Raw genomic sequence first — 12,842 nt, 5'->3', positions numbered from 1 at the left:
TGCTGTCACAACCTTAACCACGGTGTTCCATCAACTGATCCTCAGCACTAAGCCTAAAAAGCACAAAATATGTAAAGCTATTTTGTGTTTTTTTTTCTTACTGCTCGGATCAAAACGTTGCTGTCACAACCTTTTATAAAAAACTTTTTTCTTTGATTTAAAAAGCTTGCAAAAAAATCGGAGAATGAGTATTATTAAAAATGTAGGTTAGCACTCGAAGTGATAGAGTGCTAATGAATTCAAAAAAGAGTTATCGGAGGGATTTATCGTGTTAAAACCATTAGGTGATCGCGTCATCATCGAAGTTGCGGAAGAAGAAGAAAAAACTGTGGGAGGAATTGTTTTAGCTTCATCAGCTAAAGAAAAGCCACAAACAGGGACAGTTGTAGCAGTCGGGGAAGGCCGTTTGTTAGAAAACGGTGAAAAAGTTCCTGCCACTGTGAAAGTAGGCGACCAAGTGATGTTTGAAAAATATGCCGGTACAGAAGTTAAATTTGAAGGAAAAGAATATTTAATCGTCTCTGGAAAAGATATCATGGCGATTGTCGAATAAGACACTTAAACAAAAAATAATCGATGAGGTGACAATAAATGGCAAAAGAATTGAAATTTGCAGAAGATGCTCGTGCAGCAATGTTACGTGGTGTAGATAAATTAGCGGATACAGTAAAAGTAACATTAGGACCAAAAGGCCGTAATGTTGTATTAGAAAAATCTTATGGCTCTCCATTGATTACAAATGACGGAGTGACAATTGCGAAAGAAATCGAATTAGAAGACCATTTTGAAAATATGGGTGCAAAATTAGTTTCAGAAGTCGCATCAAAAACAAATGATATTGCTGGGGACGGTACAACAACTGCCACTGTTCTGACACAAGCAATCGTACGTGAAGGCTTGAAAAACGTTACTGCTGGTGCAAACCCACTAGGCATTCGCCGTGGGATTGAAGTGGCAACTAAAGCAGCAGTAGAAGAATTACACAATATTTCTACTGTAGTAGATTCAAAAGAAGCAATTGCACAAGTAGCGGCTGTTTCTTCTGGTTCTGAACAAGTGGGACACTTAATTGCGGATGCAATGGAAAAAGTTGGAAACGACGGTGTAATCACGATTGAAGAATCAAAAGGAATCGAAACAGAGCTTGATGTGGTAGAAGGAATGCAGTTTGACCGCGGCTACTTATCTCAATACATGGTAACTGATAATGACAAGATGGAAGCTGTTCTTGAAAATCCATATCTTTTGATTACTGACAAGAAAATCTCAAATATCCAAGATATCTTGCCATTGTTAGAACAAATCCTACAACAATCTCGTCCATTGTTGATTATTGCCGATGATGTTGATGGAGAAGCTTTACCAACACTTGTCTTGAATAAAATTCGCGGAACATTTAACGTGGTTGCAGTGAAAGCACCAGGTTTTGGTGATCGTCGTAAAGCAATGCTTGAAGATATTGCTGTGTTAACAGGTGGTACAGTGATCACTGATGATTTAGGATTAGAATTGAAAGATGCAACGATCGAAAACTTAGGAAATGCTTCGAAAGTTGTTGTAGACAAAGACAACACAACAATCGTTGAAGGCACAGGCGACAAAGCTGCGATTGATGCTCGTGTTCAATTGATCAAAAACCAAATTGCTGAAACAACTTCAGATTTTGACCGTGAAAAATTACAAGAACGCTTGGCAAAACTTGCTGGTGGTGTAGCTGTCGTTAAAGTCGGAGCAGCTACTGAAACTGAGCTAAAAGAATTGAAATTACGCATTGAAGATGCATTGAATGCGACACGTGCCGCTGTTGAAGAAGGCATGGTCTCAGGTGGTGGGACTGCATTGGTAAATGTGATCAGTAAAGTTTCTGCTATTGAAGCAGAAGGCGATGTAGCAACAGGAATCAAGATTGTTACCCGTGCTTTAGAAGAGCCAATCCGTCAAATTGCGGAAAATGCTGGTTATGAAGGATCAGTCATTGTTGATAAATTGAAAAATGTTGAATTAGGAACAGGATTCAATGCTGCGACAGGCGAATGGGTAAACATGGTAGAAGCCGGCATCGTTGATCCAACCAAAGTAACTCGTTCTGCATTACAAAATGCTGCATCTGTTTCTGCACTATTATTAACCACAGAAGCTGTGGTTGCAGATAAACCTGAACCAGCAGCACCTGCTGCACCAGCAATGGATCCATCAATGATGGGTGGCATGATGTAATAAATTAAGAGAGGACCCTGATTTTACAGGGTTCTCTTTTTTTGTTCCTGAAAATAGGTATGTAAGAGATGATCTCAAAATATTATATTGGATGAATCTATCTGGCTATCCTAGACTCTTTATCAAATCGGACTGATAGAGGAATCTATGGGCATCATAGTTAGTAAACTAGTTTTTTATGTTTGTAAATTTTGCTAATGATCATAAATTTACTAAATTACATATTCGCAAAACTGATAGAGACAAAGGAGGGTAACAATAGTTAAAACAAATATATAAATATCTATAAAAATATAGGCTATATTAGCGATTTTTTGTATACTCCTATTGAGGTGAAAACTATGACTATGTATTCAATAGGAGAATTTGGAAAACAAATAGGCGTAACGCCACAAACCTTGAGAAACTGGGATAAAAAAGGGGAATTGAAACCTGCCCATGTTTCACAAGGTGGTACTCGTTATTATTCTGAAGAACAACGAAATCAATTTTTAGGAATCGCTGGAAGAAAGAAACCGAAACGAATAACTATTGGTTATTGTAGAGTAAGTTCAAACAAAAAGATGACTTAGAACGTCAGATTGAGAATGTAAAAACCTACATGATTGCACGAGGTTACCAATTCGAGATTATTCGAGATATTGGAAGTGGGATTAACTACAATAAAAAAGGCTTAAATCAATTGATAGATAGAATTACCAACGGAGAAATCGAAAGGGTAGTCATTCTATATAAAGACCGATTAATTCGTTTTGGTTATGAGCTTATCGAAAATCTTTGTAATAAATATGGCACGAGAATCGAAATAATAGACAATACGGAAAAGACTGAAGAGCAAGAACTAGTTGAGGACTTAATTCAGATTGTCACCGTATTTAGTTGCCGTTTACAAGGAAAACGAGCGAATAAGGCGAAGAAAATGATTAAGGAGTTGATGGAAGATGATACGAGCCAAGAAAGTAAGGCTACGCCCGACTGAGGAACAAGAGAAACAACTATGGCAATCGGCTGGGACTGCTCGATGGATTTTTAACTGGACATTGAAAATGCAAGAAATGAACCATAGGTTCAGTGGTAAATTTATAGCCAACAATAATTTGCGAAAACATATCACTAAGATGAAAAAGCGTCCTAAGTACGCTTGGTTGAACCACGTGTCAAATAATATTGCCAAACAAGCAGTTAAAGATGCTTGTGATGTCTATAAAAAATGGTTTGACGGGCAAAAGTCGTTTAAGGGCTAAAAAACCACGATTCAAGTCAAGAAAGAAGTCGAAACCAGCTTTTTATAATGACAACATCAAGCTGAAAGTGAAGTCAAAAGCCGTTTTACTTGAAAAAATCGGTTGGGTAAAAACTAGTGAACAAATCCCAATGAATACAAAGTATTCTAATCCACGAATTAGTTTTGATGGGAAGTATTGGTATGTTTCAGTTGGTATTGATGAAGTGCAACCAACACAGAACTTAACAGGAGAAATACTGGGGATTGACCTTGGTATCAAAGACTTAGCGATTGTATCTAATGGTAAAGTCTACAAAAATATTAACAAAACAGGCAAAGTAAGAAAGATTGAGAAACGATTACGTCGGTTACAGCGTAAAGTCTCTCGAAAATACGAGATGAACAAGGAGGGAACTCGATTTGTCAAAACATGTAACATCTATAAATTAGAAAAAGAAATTCGGCATACCCATCGAAAACTTGGAAATATTCGTCAGAACCACATCCATCAAACAACAACGGAGATAGTGAAAACCAAACCATCGAAAATCGTTGTCGAAACATTGAATGTAAAGGGAATGATGAAAAATAAGCATTTAACTAAATCAGTCGCACAACAAAAATTCTATGAGTTCAAACGCCAACTACAGTATAAATGTGAAGACTATGGCATTGAATTAGTAGAAGCAGATAAGTTCTATCCAAGCTCAAAACTATGCCACGAATGTGGATATAAGAAAGTAGATTTGAAATTGTCTGATCGCACCTATCATTGTGAAGAATGCGGATATACAGCGGATAGAGATTATAATGCAAGTCTAAATTTAGCGAGTTATATTGATTAATCTACGAGCTTCTACTGAAACAGAAACGTAGATATGTAGGATTCGTTGTATCCGAATTAACGCCTGCGGAGTGTTAAAGCAAACGAGAGTAGCGAGCAAGTGGCAAAATCGGACATGTAGAAACAGGAAATAAACATAAATCTGACAACTTTTATAGTTGGTTAGAAATATTTATAGATTTTTGGCAACGGAGTGCACCAATCAATTGATATGAGAGTGAAGATTCTCTAGCTGTGCAAAAAATATTTTCTCTGAGATGTAGGCTACATTTTCGTACTGGAAGAAGCTGCTTTGATGGGTGAATTTCACGACAACAATTTTTGCTATCTCCCAAAGCAGTTAAAAAAATTTTTCGATTTCTTTCAGACATTCTTTCCGTTAGTATTTAAATTTATTATAGGCAGAATACAAAATGTATGCTATATTGATAATAACATTATAATGTATGCGTATTCACGGCGGATGTTGGATGAAAAATTTTAGGAGGGAAAAAATGAAAAAATTGATGGAATGGATGGAGAAGTATGTGTTACCAGTTGCTACAAAAATCGGTTCTGAAAAACATTTGGTCGCTTTACGTGATGCATTTATCGGGACTATGCCAGCAACAATGGCTGGGGCGATTGCTGTTTTGCTCAATGCATTTATGCGTGATTTTCCCAATACCTATCTGGGTGAAGGAAATGCGATTACAACTTTCTTTACACCAATGATTGGTATCAATGGACTGATTTGGAATGGGACACTGGCGATTATGGCAATTGTTTTTGCTTTATCACTTGGAGCGAATTTAGCAAAGGCATACGAAGTGGATCCGATATCAGGTAGTATTGTTTCGTTAGTGGCATTTATCATTGGATTGCCAGATGCAGCTACTGCGGTTTTGTCTTTGCCAGAAAAGTTGCCACAAGAAGCAGTAGAGATGATTACAACAGCAGGTGGGACTATCGCTGATGGTGCAGCAGGTGGACAAACATTATCTATGGGTGCATGGGGATATTTCAATTTTGGAAAGTACATGGGTGGTTCAGGTTTATTTACTGCAATGATTTTTGGTTTTATTTCAGTTATTCTCTTTTCAATCTTGATGCATAAAAAAATCATCATCAAAATGCCTGATTCAGTTCCACCAGCAGTTGCTAGAGCATTTGCAGCGATTATTCCAGCGGTTGTTTCATTATATATTGTTGGTATGATCAACTATATATTCAGACAAGCAGCTGGTGTGCCCTTAATTGATTGGATCTCTGAAGCGATTCAAAGGCCCTTGATGAACTTATCTCAAGGGTATGGTGCAGTCTTTATTATTGTTTTACTCGTTCATGTTTTATGGTTTTTCGGTCTTCATGGTACGAATATCATGTCACCTGTTTTACAAACATTATACGGAACAGCAATGGTGGAAAACACGAATGCTTTTCAAAATAACGAACCGATTCCTTTTAAATGGGTAGCAGGTTCTTTTGAAGCTTTTGTGTGGCCTGGCGGAGCAGGTGTGACATTAGTACTGATTGTTATGATCATTATTTTCTCTAAACGTGCAGATTATAAAACTGTGGGGAAATTAGGGATTGCTCCTGGAATATTCAATATCAATGAGCCAGTGATGTTTGGGTTACCTGTAGTGCTAAATCCCTTACTGATGATTCCATTTATTTTGGCTCCACTAGCAACTGCAACAATTGCTTACTTTGCTACAATGGCAGGACTTGTTCGCCCAGTTGTCGTGAATGTGATTTGGGTAATGCCAACGATAATAAGTGGATTCTTAGCAACGGCTGGAGACTGGCGTGCAATTGTTTTGACAATTGTTAATTTGATTGTGGCTGCAGCAATCTGGGCACCTTTCATATTAGCATCCAATCGTTTAGATCCTAATATGGGTGAACCAGAGGAATAAATAAAAAACTAATTATAAAGAATAAATAGGATAAAAGATAAAATAGAGTCACAGAATTTCTATTTATGCGTAAAAATAAAATAGAGATGCCTAAAGAAAAGTATGCAGAAAAAAACAAGCCAATGAATCTCTAAAATAGGAAAAACGGAGATTTATTGGCTTGTACTGTGTTCTATAAAACAATATATACTCACTTTTTACTATGCATTTTCTTGAATGATTTTATTCAAAGCAACGGTGGCACCTTTACCACTTCGTGAATCATAGTAATCAGTAAAACGTGCATCGGATACATAAAGTGTTCCTAGCTCTTTGTGTGCTTGGGCCTGATAATTTGGCCAACTGTAGGATAACCACTTCTTATGGGTTTGAAAGATCTTTTCTGCCAATTCTTGGTTGGAAGGGTCAGCTAAATAAGAAGTTAAATCAGACAGAAGTAGTTGTTCAGTAGCATTCATTTCTTCAAAGGTTTCTTGGCTCATATTCTGCCACTTCTTCATAGAATCATTGACAGCTGCTTCACCATACTTTTGACGAATTTCTTGTCCGTATTTTTCTTCATTTTCTACGATTTTTTGTTTCTTGAAACCTTCAAATTTTTCTTGATCAGTCATTTTTTCTCCTCCTTCATATTGTGCCAACGTTTGTTGGACAGTTGTCAAGAGGGCATCGATTTGTGCTCGCTTTTCCACTAACATTTTTTGATGTTCCATTAATGCACGTTGTTGATCGAAATTAGGATCATCTAATAATTCACGAATCTGATTTAGTGGGAATCCAAGAGATCGATAAAATAAGATATGTTGTAGGCGATCGATTTCTTGTGAACCGTAAATTCGATAGCCAGCAGAATTTGTGCGATTTGGTTTTAGCAAGTCAATCTCATCGTAAAATCGAAGTGTCCGCGTACTGACACCAGATAATTGTGCGATTTTTTTTATTGTATATTCCATTTTTTCCCTCCTGACAAATTCAGCATACTCCTTAACGTAACGAGAAGGTCAAGAAAAATCGAATTTTTTTTTTTAATAATTCTATGTTATACTATTATACAAGAAAAAGGGGAAATTTGTTTTTTATTTTTATGAAAACGATTGCTAGGGTTAGTTGATGAACCGATTAAAAATCAAAAGAAAAGAGGAATGCAATGAAATTAATCGAAACACCTATAACCAGTAACTTAAATATCAAAACATTTTATCCACAAATCATCAGTTTCTTTTTTAGAAACTCAGCGATTAAATTTTACAAATTTTTTTCTCTCGATCGAACACAAATCTTATTGGTTGATACATATGATCGAATCCAAGTAATTATGATCAATCCGAAGAAGAAAATTACAAAACAAGAAATCGATTGTGCAGTGAAGCGTGTGCTTAAAGCTGAACGTGAAACAGTAAACGTTCATATTGGTGTAAAACAAGAGTTGGAGCGAGCCGGTGTCCAATTCAAGCGACCAAATAAAGATATTGTGATTATCGAACAATCAGCAGTTGTCAGTTCATAGATACTGTTGAAAAAATACAAATGAGCTCGAACCAGTGGATTGTTCCTACTAGTGAACAATCCACTGGTTCTTATATTTTATATTGCTACTCAGTGAATGATGAAGAGGTTTGTAGACAAACAGGAGTGTATCGGTGCTCATAGGTGTTTGTCACATCCTCTATTAAAATGAAAAAAGCGAATGCAACTAGCAAATTTCCTGTTGTTTTTCGCTGCTTTTTCAGTAAATAGAACAAGTTTTCTTTTACTCATGCTATTTTTTGTTATAATGGATAGGAAATGAAAACTTGCTAAGAGGAGTAAGAAGAAGATGACTACAATTTACTCAGATGACAGTTTGACACTGCATACTGATCTTTACCAAATCAACATGATGCAGACCTACTGGGAACTAGGCAGAGCTGATCAACATGCTGTTTTTGAATGCTATTTCCGAGATATGCCTTTTAATCATGGCTATGCAGTATTTGCAGGCTTAGAGCGTTTAGTGGATTATTTGGAAAATCTAAGATTTAGTGATAGTGATATTGCGTACCTTCGTGAAATGGCTGTTTATCCTGAAGGTTTTTTGACGTATTTGCGTGAGTTTGAATTTAAAGCAACTGTTCGTTCTGCTCGAGAAGGAGAGCTTGTATTTGCCAACGAGCCTTTGATTCAAGTAGAAGGTCCGTTAGCTCATTGTCAATTAGTGGAAACAGCTCTTTTGAATATGGTCAATTTCCAAACATTGATTGCAACAAAGGCTGCTAGAATCAAATCAGTAATCGGAGAAGATCCTTTATTGGAGTTTGGAACGAGACGCGCACAAGAATTGGATGCAGCCATTTGGGGAACACGTGCAGCTTATATTGGTGGTGCTGATGCTACAAGTAATGTCCGTGCTGGCAAAATTTTTGGCATTCCTGCAAGCGGGACACATGCACATTCGCTTGTTCAAGCTTATGGAAATGACTATGAGGCATTTATGGCGTATGCTAAAACACATAAGGATTGCGTTTTTTTAGTGGACACTTATGATACCTTAAAATCTGGAGTACCAAGTGCAATTAGAGTTGCCAAGGAACTTGGGGATGCAATTAATTTCCAAGGGGTACGTATCGACAGTGGCGATATGGCATACATTTCTAAACGAGTACGAGAACAGTTGGATGCAGCTGGTTTTACGGAAGCAAAAATCTATGCTTCCAATGATTTAGATGAAGCAACAATTCTGAACTTAAAAATGCAAAAAGCAAAAATCGATGTTTGGGGCGTGGGAACAAAGCTGATTACTGCGTATGACCAACCGGCTTTAGGTGCAGTGTTCAAGCTTGTTTCAATCGAAGATGAACATGGTGAAATGATCGATACTATTAAATTATCTAGTAATGCTGAAAAAGTAACGACTCCAGGTAAAAAGCAAGTTTGGCGGATCACTCGTAACTTTGATGGGAAATCTGAAGGAGATTACGTGACCTTGTGGGACGAAGATCCTCGAGAGGAACAAGAGATTTTCATGTTCCATCCGACACATACGTTTATTAATAAGACAGTTCGTGATTTTACCGCTCGACCAGTTTTACAAGATATTTTTATTGAAGGAAAATTAGTTTATCAATTACCGAAATTATCAGAGATCAAAGAATACACTCGTGTGAACTTAGAATCACTTTGGGAAGAATATAAACGTGATCTAAATCCACAAAAATATCCTGTCGACTTATCAACGGATTGCTGGAATCATAAGATGGCATTGATGGAACGCATGAAAAAAAGTGTAGCTGAGATGTATAATGAAGATTTGGAGGAGAAAAAATGAGTAGATTACAACAAGAAATAATCAACGAACTAGGTGTTAAACCTGAGATTGATCCTCAAAAAGAAATTCGTGTTAGTATCGACTTCATGAAAGAATATTTAAAGAAAAATACTTTTTTGAAAACACTCGTCTTAGGAATCAGTGGTGGACAAGATTCAACGTTAGCTGGGCGCTTGGCGCAATTGGCCATGGAAGAGATGCGTGAAGAAACGAAAGATAGTAGTTATCAATTTATTGCTGTTCGTTTACCTTATGGGGAACAAGCTGATGAAGCAGATGCCAAAGATGCTATGGACTTTATCCAGCCAGATGTTCAGCTACGAGTGAATATCAAGCCAGCAGTAGATGCCCAAACCCAAGCCTTGAAAGAAGCTGGTGTAGAAATCAGTGACTTCAATAAAGGAAATATCAAAGCACGTCAACGGATGATCACTCAATATGCTATCGCTGGAGACCGATCAGGAGCCGTTATCGGAACGGATCATGCGGCTGAGAATATTACAGGGTTCTTTACAAAATTTGGTGATGGTGGAGCAGATATCTTACCATTGTTTCGTCTGAACAAACGACAAGGTAAGCAGTTGCTTAAAGATTTGGGTTCTCCTGAGCATCTCTACACAAAAATCCCTACTGCTGATCTTGAAGAAAACAAACCGATGGTGGCTGATGAAGTGGCTCTAGGTGTGACTTATGATGATATTGATGATTATTTGGAAGGTAGAGAAGTTTCCGCAGACGCTCAACAAAAAATCGAGCAATGGTGGAATAAAACCCAACATAAACGTCATTTACCCATTTCGATCTTTGATGATTTTTGGAAATAATCTAGTTTTTTAACTATTTAAAAGACCATAGTAAATCTAAAGTTGACCATTTTATGGCTACTTTCGTTTACTATGGTCTATTGGTTTAGTTGCTTCACCGGATTATGAGTATGAGTGAAAATATAGGGTTCCTACATCATCAGTGAGTAGGGATTTATTGTTGATTTTCTTACTAAGTGGAAAAAAGCCAAATATGAGGAACTACTTTTTTGCTTTCTGTTTCGTCTTAACTTTCGGAGCTAAACGGCTTTTTCACAACCTAAATAAATGGTATTCAAGAAGCTACACTTTGGACATAAGTCAAAAGTGTAAAGCGTTTCTTTCATGAACTAAGTAAACGGTGATCCATCAGCTGATCCTCGGCAGTAAGCCAAAATCTCAAAAAATATAGAAAGCTATTTTCTGAGATTTTTTCTTACTGCTCAGCTCAAGACACTGCTGTTACAACCTAGATAAACGGTATTCGAGAAGGTGATCTTCGACACTAAGTCAAAAATTGCAAAATATGAAAAGCTATTTTACAATTTTCTGTCTTACTGCTCAGCTCAGAGCCCTTCTCTCACAACCTTGATAAACGGTGTTCAAAAGCCAGCTCTTTCGATATTAAGTCGAAACTTGAAAAAATATGAGGAACTATTTTCCCAAGTTCCGTCTTAATACTCGGAGCTAAACGGCTTTTTCACAACCTTCTTTTAACTATAATAGACTTTCATTTTGATGTCTTGGTCATAATTTCCGAAGCCTTTACCGAATAGGGTACAGCCTCCGACATTTTTTGCATCTTCTTTTACTTCAAGTCGAAATGTCCATGTGTCTTCATTTCGGGGGATGTCATTGATCGTGATATTCGAAAGTGGTTCGCCATTGATATTCGTTAAGTGTTTTGTGATCCGAATGGTTTTAAGTAGGCCGTACTGGTTTAGATTATCTGGATACCACTCAGGAGTGTACGTTCCTCTAATATCGGCAAAATCTCCTGGACTAGTCCAACTGCCTAATTCTACCCCGTTTAAACTGAATGTAAGATCAGAGGGCCAATTATCATTTGAAAAAGGAAATTCAGAAGAAAGTTCCATAGAAAGTTCTAACATTTCTAAGGTATCTTCCTCATTTAAGAAATTAGGTGTTTGATATTCAACAAAACCACTAGTAAACCACAAAATACGAGCATCCATTCGTTGAGGATCAGCAAAGTAACGTGGTTCATCGACTTTACCGATAAAATCGTTGATCGTTGCTAATCCACAAGTTGGTTCAATGGAATACCGAGTATAGTGACCAATCGGAATCGTCGTTTCTTTCGTATCAAACGCATTGAATATTTTTTCTGGAAACGTGATATTGATCTTATCCACACGTAAACTGGCTATTTTTTTTTGACCGATTTTTTCGGATTTGATGATGTTTGCTTCTTCTAATTTTTTTACATGCATAGTTGTAATTGCACTACTCACACCGAGTGCTTGTGCAAGTTCTTTGATATTCATTTTATTTTTAGATAGAAGTTGGATGATTTTGATTCTGGTTTTGCTTGCTAAAGCTTCATAAACAGGTAATGATTCTTCATCAATGTGTAATTGCATGCCTTTCACCTCACGATTAGGGTTATTATTCTTCTATATATTAACATAAATATTAATATGATGTGTATAAGAGACAGATGTTATACTATTATACAAGAAAAAGGGGAAATTTGTTTTTTATTTTTATGAAAACGATTGCTAGGGTTAGTTGATGAACCGATTAAAAATCAAAAGAAAAGAGGAATGCAATGAAATTAATCGAAACACCTATAACCAGTAACTTAAATATCAAAACATTTTATCCACAAATCATCAGTTTCTTTTTTAGAAACTCAGCGATTAAATTTTACAAATTTTTTTCTCTCGATCGAACACAAATCTTATTGGTTGATACATATGATCGAATCCAAGTAATTATGATCAATCCGAAGAAGAAAATTACAAAACAAGAAATCGATTGTGCAGTGAAGCGTGTGCTTAAAGCTGAACGTGAAACAGTAAACGTTCATATTGGTGTAAAACAAGAGTTGGAGCGAGCCGGTGTCCAATTCAAGCGACCAAATAAAGATATTGTGATTATCGAACAATCAGCAGTTGTCAGTTCATAGATACTGTTGAAAAAATACAAATGAGCTCGAACCAGTGGATTGTTCCTACTAGTGAACAATCCACTGGTTCTTATATTTTATATTGCTACTCAGTGAATGATGAAGAGGTTTGTAGACAAACAGGAGTGTATCGGTGCTCATAGGTGTTTGTCACATCCTCTATTAAAATGAAAAAAGCGAATGCAACTAGCAAATTTCCTGTTGTTTTTCGCTGCTTTTTCAGTAAATAGAACAAGTTTTCTTTTACTCATGCTATTTTTTGTTATAATGGATAGGAAATGAAAACTTGCTAAGAGGAGTAAGAAGAAGATGACTACAATTTACTCAGATGACAGTTTGACACTGCATACTGATCTTTACCAAATCAACATGATGCAGACCTACTGGGAACTAGGC

General features: G+C 36.7%; 11 protein-coding genes and 1 pseudogene. 10 read left to right on the top strand and 2 right to left on the bottom strand.

Annotation, left to right across the window (positions count from 1 at the left end; translation table 11 throughout):
• Positions 1-268: 268 nt before the first annotated feature.
• From groES to A5844_RS10115, 6 genes and pseudogenes are all read left to right on the top strand, one after another.
• The gene (groES, locus tag A5844_RS10135; RefSeq protein ID WP_086285062.1) at positions 269-553 is read left to right on the top strand and encodes a co-chaperone GroES; all 285 of its coding nucleotides are present in this window, start codon (positions 269-271) and stop codon (positions 551-553) included.
• Between the two features lie 38 nt (positions 554-591).
• Positions 592-2,217, top strand: a complete 1,626-nt coding sequence (gene groL / locus A5844_RS10130; RefSeq protein ID WP_086285061.1) for a chaperonin GroEL — start codon at positions 592-594, stop codon at positions 2,215-2,217.
• Between the two features lie 341 nt (positions 2,218-2,558).
• Positions 2,559-3,196 (top strand): annotated as a pseudogene (locus A5844_RS10125) (IS607 family transposase).
• Positions 3,159-3,461, top strand: coding sequence for a helix-turn-helix domain-containing protein (locus tag A5844_RS14665; protein ID WP_244610803.1), 303 nt, complete (start codon positions 3,159-3,161; stop codon positions 3,459-3,461). The pseudogene A5844_RS10125 and the gene A5844_RS14665 overlap by 38 nt, the downstream one beginning before the upstream one ends.
• Positions 3,415-4,287: an RNA-guided endonuclease InsQ/TnpB family protein gene (locus A5844_RS10120; RefSeq protein WP_256924549.1), complete on the top strand. Its 873-nt coding sequence runs from the start codon at positions 3,415-3,417 to the stop codon at positions 4,285-4,287. The genes A5844_RS14665 and A5844_RS10120 overlap by 47 nt, the downstream gene beginning before the upstream one ends.
• A gap of 493 nt (positions 4,288-4,780) precedes the next feature.
• A complete protein-coding gene (locus A5844_RS10115; protein ID WP_086285060.1) occupies positions 4,781-6,187 on the top strand; it encodes a PTS sugar transporter subunit IIC in 1,407 nt (468 codons plus the stop codon).
• A gap of 200 nt (positions 6,188-6,387) precedes the next feature.
• Here the strand turns inward: A5844_RS10115 and A5844_RS10110 are convergent, their stop codons facing one another.
• Positions 6,388-7,140 carry a MerR family transcriptional regulator gene (locus tag A5844_RS10110; RefSeq protein WP_086285059.1) on the bottom strand — a complete coding sequence of 251 codons (753 nt, stop codon included), beginning with the start codon at positions 7,138-7,140 and terminating at the stop codon, positions 6,388-6,390.
• Between the two features lie 194 nt (positions 7,141-7,334).
• On the opposite strand from A5844_RS10110, the gene A5844_RS10105 reads away from it, so the two are divergent.
• The 3 genes from A5844_RS10105 (at position 7,335) to nadE (ending at position 10,315) form a co-directional block, all read left to right on the top strand.
• Entirely contained in the window at positions 7,335-7,694 is a 360-nt protein-coding gene (locus A5844_RS10105) for a DUF1827 family protein (RefSeq protein WP_086285055.1), read from the top strand.
• Between the two features lie 309 nt (positions 7,695-8,003).
• Positions 8,004-9,491 carry a nicotinate phosphoribosyltransferase gene (locus A5844_RS10100; RefSeq protein WP_086285058.1) on the top strand — a complete coding sequence of 496 codons (1,488 nt, stop codon included), beginning with the start codon at positions 8,004-8,006 and terminating at the stop codon, positions 9,489-9,491.
• The gene (nadE, locus tag A5844_RS10095; protein WP_086285057.1) at positions 9,488-10,315 is read left to right on the top strand and encodes an NAD(+) synthase; all 828 of its coding nucleotides are present in this window, start codon (positions 9,488-9,490) and stop codon (positions 10,313-10,315) included. Before A5844_RS10100 ends, nadE begins: the two co-directional genes overlap by 4 nt.
• Before the next feature lie 692 nt (positions 10,316-11,007).
• Here nadE and A5844_RS10090 read toward each other — a convergent pair.
• Positions 11,008-11,898, bottom strand: coding sequence for an ArsR/SmtB family transcription factor (locus A5844_RS10090; protein WP_086285056.1), 891 nt, complete (start codon positions 11,896-11,898; stop codon positions 11,008-11,010).
• A 188-nt stretch (positions 11,899-12,086) separates the two neighbouring features.
• On the opposite strand from A5844_RS10090, the gene A5844_RS10085 reads away from it, so the two are divergent.
• Positions 12,087-12,446, top strand: a complete 360-nt coding sequence (locus A5844_RS10085) for a DUF1827 family protein (protein ID WP_086285055.1) — start codon at positions 12,087-12,089, stop codon at positions 12,444-12,446.
• The last annotated feature ends 396 nt before the right edge of the window (positions 12,447-12,842 follow it).

Origin of the sequence: Candidatus Enterococcus wittei, from assembly GCF_002140175.1 — a bacterium.
Taxonomy (GTDB): domain Bacteria; phylum Bacillota; class Bacilli; order Lactobacillales; family Enterococcaceae; genus Enterococcus_B; species Enterococcus_B wittei.
This window is presented reverse-complemented; position numbering and strand designations above follow the sequence as displayed.